A 12,958-nucleotide genomic window follows, 5' to 3' on the forward strand; every position below is an offset into this window, starting at 1 on the left:
CCTATTATATTTTTATATTTCATATAAAAATTTTTCATATTAATCCTCTTTTTCATTTGAATTTTTATATATCTATAATAGAAAATTATAGAATATAAGTCAATATGAATTTAAGAAATAGTATATTAAAATGATAAATATAAATTACTTTTTACATAATTTAAAATGAGAGTATTTTTATTCACTGTCTTTAACTTGTTTTATAAAGTCTTTTTTAGATGATGCAGTTATTAGATCATCAGCAACATAAGCAGTAAACTCACTACCACATTCGCCAATACAGTCATCTTCAATTTTACCACCAATCATCATTTCTCTTAAGTCATCTATAGTTAATCCACAGCACATTGAACAAAATTTTATCATGAGCCTATACCTCCAAAATTAAATTTTTTATGTTTTTTATATACACCTTAATTATTTATTTTAAACATAACACAGTCTTTTATAATATACTATATTAATATTGACATAAATAGAAATAGAAGTTAATATAGTTTAGTACAAAACAAGATTATGTGGAGGTGATTTCTTGATAAACAAAAATAAGCTTAAGTTAGGTCTTCATATTAGCAAAATTAATCATATAGTTTCAAGGAAAATGGATAGTGCTGTAATTAGCGCCATTGATGATAATTTAACTGTATCACAAGCTTATGTTATAGACTTTATTATTATGAAAGGTGAAAATCAAGAAATATTCCAAAAAGACTTGGAAAAAGAGTTTGATTTGAAACGTTCATCTATTAGTTTAATGTTAAATAACATGGAAAAAAATAATCTGATAAAAAGGATGGCTGTATCAGAAGATGCACGTCTAAAACAAATAATCTTAACGGATAAGTCTAGAAAGCTTTATGAGGAAATTTCTAAAGCAATAGATTCTATAGAAAATAAGTTATGTCAAAATATAACACCAGAAGAAATAAAAGTATTTCAAATAGTACTTGATAAAATAAGAAACAATTTAGAATGACCCTTTAGGATTTGCAAAGGGTTATATTTACACAAATATTGTTTTGTACAAAACATAAATAAATTGAGGAGAATTGAATATGTCAAAAGTATCTAATTTTACAGAAGGGAAAATATTCTTACCTTTATTAAAATTTGCAATACCAATATTACTTGCATTATTTTTACAAACTATGTATGGTGCAGTAGATTTACTTATAGTAGGACAATTTGGTCATGCAGCTGATGTGTCTGCTGTTTCAACAGGTAGTCAGGTAATGATGACTATAACTGTTATGATTACTGGTTTGACTATGGGTCTTACCATATTAATTGGTCAAAAGCTGGGAGAAGGAAAGTCAAAAGAAGCTGGAAATGTTGTTGGAACTGGTATTTGTATATTTGCTGTTATGGCTATTATTATTACTGTTTTAGTTGTTAGCTTTGCCTCACCTATTTCAAACTTTATGCATGCTCCAAAAGAAGCATTCGATGGAACTGTAGCATACATAAGAATTTGTGCAGCAGGTGCAGTTTTTATAGTTGCTTATAATATTATAGGAGGTGTGTTTAGAGGTCTTGGTGACTCAAAAACTCCCCTTATAACAGTGGGAATTGCCTGTGTTACAAATATTATAGGAGATTTAATATTTGTTGGAGTATTTAAAATGGCTGCCGCTGGTGCTGCCCTGGCTACAATCATGGCTCAAGGAGTCAGTGTTGTATTATCTTTAATAATTATTAGAAAACGTGGGCTTCCTTTTGAATTTTCTAAACAAAGTATAAAGTTTCATAAAAGCTTAACATCAAATATAATTAAATATGGAGCTCCAATAGCTTTGCAAGATGGACTTGTGCATTTGTCTTTCCTTGTAATTATGATTATAGGTAATTCTATGGGAGTGATTCCATCGGCAGGTATTGGTGTTGCAGAAAAACTTGTTGGATTTATAATGCTTATACCATCATCTTTCTCTCAAGCTGTATCTGCATTTGTTGCACAAAACTATGGAGCTAGAAAATACCATAGAGCTAAAAAGGTTCTTATTTACTCTATTTTAGCTTCCTTATGTTGTGGAGTTGTAATGTTTTATATCACCTTCTTCCATGGTAATTTACTTGCAGGAATGTTCTCTAAGGATAAGGATGTAGTTTTAGCAGCATGGGAATATATGAAAGCTTATGGAATCGACTGTCTTTTAACTGCAATAATGTTCTCTATGGTGGGCTATTTCAACGGATGTGGAAAGACAACTTTTGTAATGATACAAGGAATAGTTGGTGCTTTTTGTGTGAGAATACCAGTATCATATCTTATGAGTAAAATATTACCAGTATCTTTATTTAAAGTAGGTTTAGCTACACCTATGTCTACTTTTGTACAAATTATATTATGTGTAATTTACTTTATAATTTTATCAAAAAAATTAAATAAAGAAAGTATGTCTTCGAATGTTGCTGTATTGGAAAATATATAAATATTAAAAATAAATAAAGTATAAATTTCAACTGCTTTGCTTGAAGGAGCAACAGCGTTGCCTGAAATTTCATATCGCCCACACAGTGGTTTAAAGTGGTAATGAAGGCATCTCGTTGGCGACATGAGCAAAGCAAATTTTTTATTTACTGTTACATAAAATCTCTTTTAATGGCAAATTTAATATAAATAGCAAAAGTCATTAAAGGAGAAATGTAAAATGAGCACAAATGAAAAAAAGAAAAGATCATTTAAGTTGCCAACAGCTTATACGGTATTATTAGCTATAACGGCTATTATAGCAATTGCAACATATTTCATACCTGGAGTTAAGAAAGCAAGTTTGGCAGACTTTGTTATGGCTCCAATAACTGGATTACAAGAGGCCATTGATATAGCCATATTTGTTTTATTAATAGGAGGTTTTTTAGGAGTAACTACAAAAACAGGAGCACTAGATGCAGGAATTGGAAATGTAGTTGCCAAGTTAAAGGGAAAAGAATTAATTTTAATACCTGTTTTAATGTTTATATTTTCCCTTGGTGGAACTAGTTTTGGTATGGCTGAAGAAACAATAGCTTTTACAGCATTAGTTACAACTACTATGATAATAGCAGGATTTGACCCTTTAGTATCTGTAGCATCAATTATTCTTGGAGCTGGATGTGGAGTTTTAGGTTCTACAGTTAATCCATTTTTAGTTTCAGTAAGTATAGGAGCACTAAAAGGAGTAGATATAGCAGCTAATCAAGTAATAGTAATTGGTACAGGTGTGGCACTATGGTTAATATCACTGCTTATATCCATATTTTTTGTTATGAATTATGCTAAAAAAGTTCATGCTGATAAATCTAAAACATTGCTTTCAGATTCAGAAATAAGACAAGCAAATGAAGCTTTTATAGGAAATAAAAGTGGAGAAGAAGAAGTAATAGAATTCACAGGAAAAAGAAAAGTAGTTTTATCACTATTTGCCTTTACATTTATAGTTATGGTATTAGGTATAATTCCATGGGAACAATTTGGAATTAATTTGTTTAAAGGTACAGGATTTTTAACAGGGAACTCTTTGGGAAACTGGTGGTTCTCAGACTTAGGAATGTGGTTTGTAATTATGGCAGTAGTTATAGGTCTAGTTTATAGAATGAAAGAAGTTGAAATTGTAAATGCCTTCTTAGATGGTGCTGCAGAAATGGTTGGAGTTGCACTAGTTATAGGAGTTTCAAAAGGTATATCAGTTATTATGAGTACTACTGGACTAGATGCATATGTACTTTCTTCTGCATCATCAGTATTAGTTGGAATGTCACCTATAATATTCACAATAGTTGCTTTCTTAATTTATATGGCATTATCATTTTTCATACCTTCCACATCAGGTTTAGCAGGTTTATCAATGCCAATATTTGGGCCTTTAGCAGTTAGCTTAGGATTTCCACCAGAAGTTATAATATCCATATTTAGTGCTGGTAGTGGTCTTATAAACTTAGTTACACCAACAAGCGGAGTTATAATGGGAACACTTGCTATAGCAAAAGTGGATTACTCATCATGGGTAAAATTTGTAACTAAAGTTTTATTAGCTATCTTTGTAGCATGTGCAATTATACTATGCATTGCCATGATGTTTGTATAAAATTAGTTAAGTTCATGCGCCAACGTGTGCCTTTGCGCTGCTGCAGGTAAATACGTTGCTTAAAATTCGTGATGAACTCATGACGCCAAAATTGAGAAGCATTTCGCTTTGCTATCGCGTCAGATATATACATTGCTTAAAACTTACTTTGAAGGAGAAGATAAATGACAGTAAATATAGAAAATCCAAAACTACAATTAGTTTTTAAATATTTTTCGGAGATATCTAAGATACCTAGATGCTCTGGTAATGAAAAAGCAATAAGTGATTATTTGGTAAGTGAAGCCAAAAGACTGGGACTAGAAGTTATTCAAGATGAAACTTTAAATGTAATAATTAAAAAGCCAGGAACTAGCGGATATGAAAATAGTCCAGGAGTAATACTTCAAGGTCATATGGATATGGTTTGTGAAAAAAATAAAGACACAGTTCATGATTTTACTAAAGATGAAATAAAACTAAGAGTAGATGGTGATTATTTATATGCTACAGGAACAACTTTAGGAGCTGATAATGGTATAGCAGTTGCTATGGGGCTTGCACTACTAGCATGTGATGATATACCTCATCCACCACTTGAAGTAGTTTACACAGTAAATGAAGAAGTTAGTATGATAGGTGCAATGGAATTAGATGGAAGTTTATTTAAGGGAAAATATATAATAAATGTGGATTCAGAAGAAGAAGGAAAAATAACTGTAAGTTGTGCTGGTGGTGTTACAGCAGTAGTCACTATAAGTAAAGAATACAAAGAAATTACCTCATCCAAAACTGCTTATAATATAAGTATAAAAGGTCTTCAAGGTGGACATTCAGGAATGGAAATTGATAAAAAGAGAGGTAATTCTAATGTACTAATGGGTAGAGTTTTAAATCATCTTTGTAAAGATGGAAAGATTGATTATGATTTAGTTTCTATCCATGGTGGACTTAAAAATAATGCAATACCTCGTGAAGCAGAATGTGTAATTCTTGTAGATAATAAAAATGAAGAGATTTTACAAAAAGAAATATCTAATATTTTAGGTATATTTAAAAATGAATATAAGACTTCAGATCCAGGAGTTAATTTAGAATGTACGAAATCTGAAGAAACTTACAATAAAGCCTTATGTGATGATGTTAAAGAGAAGATAGTTGGTGTTTTAAACTTAATGCCTAGAGGGATTCAAACTATGAGCGCAGATATAGAAGGTTTAGTAGAAAGTTCTACTAACTTAGGAGTTGTAGTTACAAATGACAATGAGATTAAGTTTGAGTTTGCAACTAGAAGTTCTGTGAAAAGTTTAAAAGAAGATTTGAATAATAGAATGGAATTACTTAGCAAGTTTTTAGGTATTAATTTATTTTTAGAAGATGATTATCCTGAATGGGAATATGCGAAAAATTCTGAGTTAGAAAAGATTTGTGTAGACACTTATGAAGAACTAACTGGTAAAAAGCCGGAGATAGTAGCTCTTCATGCGGGCTTAGAGTGCGGATTGCTAATTGATGCTATTAAAGGTGCAGAAGCTATTTCCATAGGTCCAGACTTATTTGATGTTCATACTCCTAATGAACACTTAAGTATTAGCTCTACAAATAGAACATGGGATTACTTAGTGGCAATTTTAAAGAATATCAAGTAAGGGATGAAAAACTAGATATAGAAATTATAAAAGGGCTATGGTTTTTAACCATAGTCTTTGTATTATAAAAAAATTAAATTAGTGTGTTGAGAAAAAATAAAAAAAGTTGATAAAATTAATATCAATTGAACTAATTGATAAAATTGCTAATTCAATGTTTTATAAAATGACATATGATATTATACCTCAATACAAAGTGTATTTGTAAAAAGGAGTTAGAGTATAATGACAGAAATGGAATTTGGCAAAACAATAGAAAAATTAATATACTTTTTAGGTGAAAAAAATTACTCATTAGCAAGAGAACTGGGGTATGACGTTTCTTATTTGAGTAAATGGATAAGTGGGACTATGTTTCCTACTTTTAAGAATATAAAAATCAACGGGCGTGTTAAGCTTCTTTAATATTAAAGTAAATTTAACCTTGGAGCAAATTCAAAGGAATATAGAATACATGGTAAAAATATTTTATGAAAATAAAGATATAGAATTTAAGTTAATAACAGATACATTGGTAGATGATTTTAAAAAATATGGCAAACCCATCTGTATTTATATCAAAAAGCCTTAGTTTTATAACTGTGAACTGTGAGGAGGAGATAAGTGATAAGAATAGGTATATGATAATAAAGGATTTTAGATTAGATAATATATTTAAAAGGTTCTTTGAGAAAATATGGAATAGTGACAAAGAGAATGTAACAATGAACAGGGAAGAGGTTGTTAGTAGATTTTTAGATTTGCTGGGATATATAAAAATACTAAAAAATAATAGAAATTAAAATATAATATGAAATTATTTAAGTAAAATAAAAAGAAGCTGTATTGTAGAGTATTAAAAACTCTTTTGATACAGCCTTTTTCTTATGTGTATTTTATATATAGTAATAAAAAAAGAGTGCAGACAAAGTCTACACTCTGAGCCTCATGGGCTCTATAAAAGTTATGAAAAAACTATTGTAACAAAATATATTAACTATGAATTATTTAAACAGCTTCTGAAACTATAATACCACGGAGGAGATAGATAATTTAAATAAATAAAAGTCATAAAAGTTGATAATTTTGATAAATATAAAAAATCAATAAAATAGAATTGCAATAGTTATAAAATAAGTTACTATAATAAGATTTTAAGCAATAAAAATGACACCTCAAGATAGGTGTCATTTTTTGGCAAATAAGTATTACAAAATTTATATTAACCTATTTCTAGGGTAATAACATAATATTAAGTAGATTAATCTACTTTAGAAATTCCTCGTAATCTTTTTTATTTGATGGAACTTTTATTTCTCCATTTTTTATTTTTTGTGCATGTTCTTCTACAAGAGCTAATATTTCCTTATCTACATTTTTTGAAGTAGTTTCAGATATACCAACACCATCTTCTTTTAAGCCAAATACATTAACTTGACCACCTTTGAAGTTCCCTTCTAGTAAATCTTTTACAGTGTTGAAAACAGCCACGTCAACTCTTTTAATTGCAGAAGTTATTACATTTTCTGGAGCTAGAGAATTTTGGTCTTTATCAACTCCAACAGCCATTTTATTGTTTTCTTTAGCAGCTTCTATTGGTCCTAAACCAGCACTTCCCGCTGCTGTAAATATTACGTCTACATCTTTTGAGTGCATTAAGTTAGCAATTGATTTTGCTTTTGATGCATCTGTGTATGTATCAGCATATTGTCTTAAAACTTCAATATTACTGTCCACAGCTTTTGCTCCTGCCATAAATCCATATTCAAAAGTTTCTATTACAGCTTCTTTTGTACCACCTATAAATCCTACTTTATTAGTTTCACTTTTCTTAGCCGCTATTATTCCAGTTAAATATGAAGCTTCTTGTGCATTAAACATTAAAGAAGATACATTTTCTGGTTGATTCTCAAAAGAAGCATCTATTATTGCAAAGTTAGTTTCTGGATAGCTCTTTGCAGCATTTTCTATGGCTGTATTCATTTGGAAGCCAACACCTATTACTAAGTCTGAGTCATTGTCTACTGCTGTTTCCACATTTGGTACATAATCTGAACTTTGCTTAGATTCTAGTACGTTTACATCTACACCTAATTCATCTTTAGCTCTTTGTAAACCTTCCCAAGCACTTTGGTTGAATGATTCATCGTTGATACCACCAACGTCTGCAACTAAAGTTATTTTTAAAGATTCACCTGATGATTTAGAGTTATCTTTGTTTGAAGAACATCCTACTAATACTGAAGATGTCATTGATAAAATAATTCCTAGTGATAATAATTTCTTAAATCTCATGTTGTCTTATTGCCCTCCAAAAAAAATGTGTTTTTTACATTTTATAGTATATATACGAAAAATACAATATTTATTTTAAAAAATATAAATAATATTACGAATGTTTTAAACTTTATACCAAGTGTATAGTTGGTAAATGTTTTATTGTTTTTTTGCAATGTAGGAATATTTTCTTTTTATGTATTTAAATATTTTAGAGGCAGAGTCAATATTAGGTTATAAAATAGGAATATCAGTATTTAAGGAAAAGTCAGGAAGAGAAATAATCAGATTCGCTGATTTGATACAGATGATATATATGTTATCTTTTACATTTTTAATAGGAGCATTAATTTGGTGTTTATATTATGGACTGGTAATTTGGTACAAAGATTTTTTTAATAAAACTAAACCAATATATACCTTATTTATGTTACCAGAAAATAAATTTATCATATTTATATAAAAATTAATTACTATGATAACACTAATTTATGGAGTTATATTTTTACAATTTTTATGTCGGATAATAATGGGAACAATAATAAAATCCATATCAGGAGTTTCATTTGTATATATGATAAATGCCATAAATAGATCGAGGCTAGAGATATTTATCTTTAATATACCACAATTAAGTAGGATAGAATTTATATGAAGTCACCTACGTTTATTCCTAAATTAAGTACATCTTCTTTAGAGTTAACTTTTTCATCAAGTCTAATCATCATAGTATCATTATTTCTTTCATTGGTAGCTAGAGCTTGTCCATATGTATGAGTAGATGAATATTTAAAAACAACAGTACCTCTTATTTCACCATTCTTTCTAGTGATTATAGTACAGTTTTAAGATTCAATAGATCACAGCAACCACCACCAATCTTGTGATATTTTCGTTTTCCATCAGAAGTTATTTCTTTAACCATGGCACCTAAGGTATCCATATGAGCTGAGACTGTCACTTGATTTTCATCATCTTCACCTTGAAGAGTTGCTATTAAGCATCCCTTTTTTGTAAGATTGCATTCTAAGCCTAATTTTTCAAAGTCTTTCTTACACTCCAAAACAGCAATATCTGTATACCCTGTTGGACTTGGTATATCTAGATATTTTCTCATTACAAAAATCGTGCTGTTCAAATCAAATTTCATATCAATAATTCTCCCCTTGTATTTGATAAGCATATTATATCATAAAAATTTTTGAAGCTTTATTTAATTTATTATGTTTATATAAATTATTAGATTTGCTACTTTAATTATTAGATTTAATGTTTTTTATAATTATTTAAAAAACTATTAATACAAGGGAATTGTTTTTGATTAATAAAGAGAGGATGGTGACATGAGCAAAGCGAATTTTATGCTAATCAGTTGGGAGGAAATGTAAGATATATAGGGAAATAGTGCTATAATATTCTTAATATATAGCTTATATTTGAATTATATGTGGAGGGTGATTATGTACAAGAAATTTTCTCATGTGGCAATGAATGAAGATAGCAATTGCCAAAAAGCAACTTTTAGGCAAAATGAGTTATACACTAGAAATAATGATATGAGAACTGAGTTTGAAAGAGATTATACTAGAATTTTGCACAGCTTAGCATATAGAAGATTAAAACATAAGACGCAAGTATTTTTTAACACACAAAACGACCATATTTGTACTAGGATGGAGCATGTATCACATGTGGAGTCTGTTAGTTATATCATAGCTAAATCACTTGGGTTAAATTATGAACTAACAAGAGCAATAGCCACAGGTCATGATTTAGGCCATGCACCCTTTGGACATGAAGGTGAAAATGTAATTAAAAAAATATTAAAAGACAATCTAGATTATTCTTTTTGGCATGAAAAAAATGGCCTGAGGGTAGTTGATAAGTTGGAATTATTGCAAGATAATAAGGGAAATATGAGTAATTTGAATCTTACTTATGCAGTGAGAGATGGGATTATATGTCATTGTGGTGAGGTGGATGAAAATGGGATTTTTCCAAGAAAAGAATATATAGATTTGAATACCATAACAAATCCTGGTCAAGTACAGCCTTATACTTGGGAAGGTTGTGTTGTGAAAATTTCAGACAAAATAGCATACCTGGGCAGAGATATAGAAGACGCACTTCTTCTAAAAATAATTAGTCGTGACGATTTAAAAGATGTGTACGAACTAGGGCTTAAGTACGGTCAAAAAACAGTAAACACTTCAGTAATAATGCACGAACTAATGGGTGATCTTATTGAAAACAGCTCTATTGAAAATGGGATTTGCTTTTCTCATGAAAAACAGAATTTCATTGACTCTATAAAAAAATTCAATTATGAAAAAATATATGATAATAAGAAGTTTAGTTACTATAAAAAATATGCAAACCTAGTAATTAACAGTATATTTGAAGAACTATTTAAGTACTATGACAAAGAAAATACCATTAATAATTTACAAGCTAATATAGATAAGAAGTATAGGTTTGTTATAAGTGATTTTAAAGGATGGATAATAAAATACTGTGATGAGAGTATTTTTGATAGTAAGGATTTGAAGAGTAGTCTTAATAATGAAAAGATTTATGGCACTTTAAACAATGAAAATGTTTATAAGGAAGCCATTGTTGACTATATTTCTTGTATGACAGATGCTTATGCTATTAAGTGTTTTAATGAATTAATATCTTTTTAGTATTGTAAAAAAATAGTAAAATAAATATAGTAGAAAAATAATATAAGGGGAATGCAATAAATGAAGAAAAAAATTATAGGAAGTTGTATATTAATTGTGGGAATTTTGCTTTCAGGTTCTGTAGTATATAACGAAACAACTGAAAAACTGAGAAATGTGACTAGAAAAGAACAATTGGAAGTATTTGAAGAAGCTAAAAAGCAAGCAGATATAGGTAATAACTATATTGAACATATTACTGAGATTCAATCAGATGGATATACTATAGATACATATGTTGATAGAGAAAATGGCTTAGAACAAATGGATACATATGAAAATAATGAATTAGTTAATAGAATGATATTTTATGATAAGGGAAGTAAATACCTATCTATAGGAGAAGATGATCAGGAATTCGAAGGGGTAATGACCAAATTGGATGAGAGTATAGCTAAAGAAAATGAAAAGAATTTTGAAAACTATTCTCAATTTGAAGATGATATATTAAGTACTTTAGAACAGGGTAAAGGCACTTTTTTTAGAGAAGAAAAGACTTCAGATACTTCGGTAATAAAATATATTAGTAGAAACTTAAATCTTTATTTTGATAAAGAAAGTAAGTTTTTAGTGAAAAAAGAAGAGATTGTTGGAGATAAAATAAGTACAACTACAAAATTTGAGAAAATAGAAAGAACTTCTAATCGTGGTAAGTATTTATTTAAACAAGAATCGCCATTAATATTAGGTGAAAATATTGATTTAAGTAATATAAAAATTAAGTATGTAAAAGATGAATTAGAAGCACTCTTAAAAGATGATAGAGGATAATTTATTTTTTATAAATGAAATTAAAAATAGACAAGAAGATTTAATGATTTTATTTTAATAAAAATAGATATTTATAAAAAAGTATGATAATATAGAAGACTAACACTTCTTAGGTTGTGTATGAAGCACAAATGAGAAGTGTTTATTTTTTAGTGAGATAATTAAATTAATATAAAAGCAATAATTGAAGGAGACATCATGTTATTTAAAGATTTAGATATAATAGAGCCCATACAAAGGGCACTAGAAGAGGAGGGATATAAAAGTCCAACTCCTATACAAGAAAAATCAATTCCACATTTATTGGAAGGTAGGGATTTACTAGGATGTGCACAAACAGGAACTGGTAAAACAGCATCTTTTGCTATTCCTATATTACAAAATATATATAATGAGGGAAAAAGTAAAAAGAATATAAAAGCTATAATACTGGCACCTACTAGAGAACTTGCCATACAAATAGGTGAGAACTTTAAGACTTATTCAAAACATACAAATATAAAGAGTTTAGTAATATTTGGTGGAGTTTCACAAAATCCTCAAACAGAGGCATTGAAGAAAGGTGTAGATGTATTAATAGCCACACCAGGTAGAATGATTGATTTATATAATCAAAAATTCATCAATCTAGATAATGTTAAGTATTTTGTTTTAGATGAAGCTGATAGTATGCTAGATATGGGAATGATTCATGATGTGAAAAGAATCATAAAATACCTGCCAAAAGTTCGTCAAAATATTTTCTTCTCAGCTACAATGCCAAAGGAAATATTAAAGCTTGCTGATTCAATATTTAACAATCCTGTTAAAGTGGAAGTTGCACCAGTGTCATCTACAACAGAAACTATAAAGCAAAGTATTTATTTTGTAAGTAGTAGAAAAAAGAAATCTTTATTAATCGATTTATTAAAAGATAAATCTATGGAATCTGTTCTTGTATTTTCTAGAACAAAACATGGAGCAAATAAGATAACAAAAGATCTTGTGAATGCATCAATTACTGCTGAAGCTATTCATGGAAATAAGTCGCAAAATGCAAGACAGCTTGCTTTAAACAATTTTAAAGAGAAGAAAACAAGAGTACTAGTGGCAACAGATATAGCAGCAAGAGGTATAGATATAGATGAATTATCTCATGTAATTAACTTTGACTTGCCAGAAGTTGCTGAGACTTATGTTCATAGAATTGGACGTACAGGAAGAGCAGGGAAGAGTGGAACAGCCATAGCCTTTTGTTCTATAGAAGAAAGAAATCTTTATAATTCAATAGAAAAATTAATAAATAAGAAAATTGAAGTTGTAAATGATCATGCATATGTAAATAGTGCAAATGATCCTAAAGAATCAAGAAATAATAAGGTTAATAAAAATGATAATAGACCAAAGAGAAGCAACAATAGAAATAGAAATAAAAACAATGTTAGAGTTACTAATAAAAAATAAATAAAAAATACCTAAGTTATTAGTTTTCAACTTAGGTATTTTTTATATAATATAATAGTAAAGTTATAAG

Annotated in this window: 15 protein-coding genes; 11 read left to right on the forward strand and 4 right to left on the reverse strand. The window is 28.9% G+C overall.

The features are described 5' to 3' along the window. Positions 1-177 precede the first annotated feature (177 nt). Positions 178-366: a hypothetical protein gene (locus tag QX51_RS02330; RefSeq protein ID WP_039678304.1), complete on the reverse strand. Its 189-nt coding sequence runs from the start codon at positions 364-366 to the stop codon at positions 178-180. A gap of 166 nt (positions 367-532) precedes the next feature. On the opposite strand from QX51_RS02330, the gene QX51_RS02335 reads away from it, so the two are divergent. From QX51_RS02335 to QX51_RS20280, 6 genes are all read left to right on the forward strand, one after another. Continuing rightward, complete coding sequence (locus tag QX51_RS02335; protein WP_039678305.1) at positions 533-976, forward strand: MarR family winged helix-turn-helix transcriptional regulator; 444 nt, start codon at positions 533-535, stop codon at positions 974-976. A 79-nt stretch (positions 977-1,055) separates the two neighbouring features. After that, positions 1,056-2,432 (forward strand): MATE family efflux transporter, encoded by a 1,377-nt coding sequence (locus tag QX51_RS02340; RefSeq protein WP_039678306.1) that lies wholly within the window; start codon positions 1,056-1,058, stop codon positions 2,430-2,432. Between the two features lie 219 nt (positions 2,433-2,651). After that, on the forward strand, positions 2,652-4,067 hold the full coding sequence (locus QX51_RS02345; RefSeq protein WP_039678307.1) for a YfcC family protein: 1,416 nt from the start codon (positions 2,652-2,654) through the stop codon (positions 4,065-4,067). Positions 4,068-4,231: 164 nt separating this feature from the next. Continuing rightward, entirely contained in the window at positions 4,232-5,695 is a 1,464-nt protein-coding gene (locus QX51_RS02350) for an aminoacyl-histidine dipeptidase (RefSeq protein WP_039678308.1), read from the forward strand. A gap of 225 nt (positions 5,696-5,920) precedes the next feature. Further along, a complete protein-coding gene (locus tag QX51_RS02355) occupies positions 5,921-6,100 on the forward strand; it encodes a helix-turn-helix domain-containing protein (RefSeq protein WP_039678309.1) in 180 nt (59 codons plus the stop codon). Between the two features lie 113 nt (positions 6,101-6,213). Beyond that, complete coding sequence (locus QX51_RS20280; protein ID WP_141660773.1) at positions 6,214-6,477, forward strand: hypothetical protein; 264 nt, start codon at positions 6,214-6,216, stop codon at positions 6,475-6,477. A 463-nt stretch (positions 6,478-6,940) separates the two neighbouring features. Here the strand turns inward: QX51_RS20280 and QX51_RS02360 are convergent, their stop codons facing one another. Beyond that, positions 6,941-7,969, reverse strand: coding sequence for a BMP family lipoprotein (locus QX51_RS02360; RefSeq protein WP_039678310.1), 1,029 nt, complete (start codon positions 7,967-7,969; stop codon positions 6,941-6,943). 178 nt (positions 7,970-8,147) lie between these two features. On the opposite strand from QX51_RS02360, the gene QX51_RS02365 reads away from it, so the two are divergent. Both QX51_RS02365 and QX51_RS21395 read left to right on the forward strand, forming a co-directional pair. Continuing rightward, positions 8,148-8,414: a hypothetical protein gene (locus QX51_RS02365; RefSeq protein ID WP_039678311.1), complete on the forward strand. Its 267-nt coding sequence runs from the start codon at positions 8,148-8,150 to the stop codon at positions 8,412-8,414. Positions 8,415-8,480: 66 nt separating this feature from the next. Next, entirely contained in the window at positions 8,481-8,606 is a 126-nt protein-coding gene (locus tag QX51_RS21395; protein WP_278246188.1) for a hypothetical protein, read from the forward strand. Here the strand turns inward: QX51_RS21395 and QX51_RS21650 are convergent. Next, on the reverse strand, positions 8,599-8,787 hold the full coding sequence (locus tag QX51_RS21650) for a hypothetical protein (protein WP_334291536.1): 189 nt from the start codon (positions 8,785-8,787) through the stop codon (positions 8,599-8,601). The genes QX51_RS21395 and QX51_RS21650 overlap by 8 nt on opposite strands. Then, positions 8,784-9,101 carry a zinc-binding metallopeptidase family protein gene (locus QX51_RS21405; RefSeq protein ID WP_052232839.1) on the reverse strand — a complete coding sequence of 106 codons (318 nt, stop codon included), beginning with the start codon at positions 9,099-9,101 and terminating at the stop codon, positions 8,784-8,786. The genes QX51_RS21650 and QX51_RS21405 overlap by 4 nt, the downstream gene beginning before the upstream one ends. A 310-nt stretch (positions 9,102-9,411) precedes the next feature. Between QX51_RS21405 and QX51_RS02375 the strand changes: the two genes are divergently transcribed. The 3 genes from QX51_RS02375 (at position 9,412) to QX51_RS02385 (ending at position 12,888) form a co-directional block, all read left to right on the forward strand. Further along, complete coding sequence (locus QX51_RS02375; protein ID WP_039678312.1) at positions 9,412-10,635, forward strand: deoxyguanosinetriphosphate triphosphohydrolase family protein; 1,224 nt, start codon at positions 9,412-9,414, stop codon at positions 10,633-10,635. A gap of 60 nt (positions 10,636-10,695) precedes the next feature. Continuing rightward, the gene (locus QX51_RS02380; RefSeq protein WP_039678313.1) at positions 10,696-11,445 is read left to right on the forward strand and encodes a hypothetical protein; all 750 of its coding nucleotides are present in this window, start codon (positions 10,696-10,698) and stop codon (positions 11,443-11,445) included. Between the two features lie 198 nt (positions 11,446-11,643). Then, positions 11,644-12,888, forward strand: a complete 1,245-nt coding sequence (locus QX51_RS02385; protein WP_039678314.1) for a DEAD/DEAH box helicase — start codon at positions 11,644-11,646, stop codon at positions 12,886-12,888. Positions 12,889-12,958: the final 70 nt, after the last annotated feature.

The organism is Terrisporobacter othiniensis, from assembly GCF_000808015.1.
Taxonomy (GTDB): domain Bacteria; phylum Bacillota; class Clostridia; order Peptostreptococcales; family Peptostreptococcaceae; genus Terrisporobacter; species Terrisporobacter muris.

Bases quoted from the DNA above. Each gene is read 5' to 3' on its own strand.
- QX51_RS02345 (WP_039678307.1), top strand. From the start codon at position 2,652: ATGAGCACAAATGAAAAAAAGAAAAGATCATTTAAGTTGCCAACAGCT.
- QX51_RS02360 (WP_039678310.1), bottom strand. From the start codon at position 7,969: ATGAGATTTAAGAAATTATTATCACTAGGAATTATTTTATCAATGACA.
- QX51_RS02350 (WP_039678308.1), top strand. From the start codon at position 4,232: ATGACAGTAAATATAGAAAATCCAAAACTACAATTAGTTTTTAAATAT.
- QX51_RS02340 (WP_039678306.1), top strand. From the start codon at position 1,056: ATGTCAAAAGTATCTAATTTTACAGAAGGGAAAATATTCTTACCTTTA.
- QX51_RS02365 (WP_039678311.1), top strand. From the start codon at position 8,148: ATGTATTTAAATATTTTAGAGGCAGAGTCAATATTAGGTTATAAAATA.
- QX51_RS20280 (WP_141660773.1), top strand. From the start codon at position 6,214: ATGATTTTAAAAAATATGGCAAACCCATCTGTATTTATATCAAAAAGC.
- QX51_RS02385 (WP_039678314.1), top strand. From the start codon at position 11,644: ATGTTATTTAAAGATTTAGATATAATAGAGCCCATACAAAGGGCACTA.
- QX51_RS02330 (WP_039678304.1), bottom strand. From the start codon at position 366: ATGATAAAATTTTGTTCAATGTGCTGTGGATTAACTATAGATGACTTA.
- QX51_RS02380 (WP_039678313.1), top strand. From the start codon at position 10,696: ATGAAGAAAAAAATTATAGGAAGTTGTATATTAATTGTGGGAATTTTG.
- QX51_RS02355 (WP_039678309.1), top strand. From the start codon at position 5,921: ATGACAGAAATGGAATTTGGCAAAACAATAGAAAAATTAATATACTTT.
- QX51_RS21405 (WP_052232839.1), bottom strand. From the start codon at position 9,101: ATGAAATTTGATTTGAACAGCACGATTTTTGTAATGAGAAAATATCTA.
- QX51_RS21395 (WP_278246188.1), top strand. From the start codon at position 8,481: ATGGGAACAATAATAAAATCCATATCAGGAGTTTCATTTGTATATATG.
- QX51_RS02375 (WP_039678312.1), top strand. From the start codon at position 9,412: ATGTACAAGAAATTTTCTCATGTGGCAATGAATGAAGATAGCAATTGC.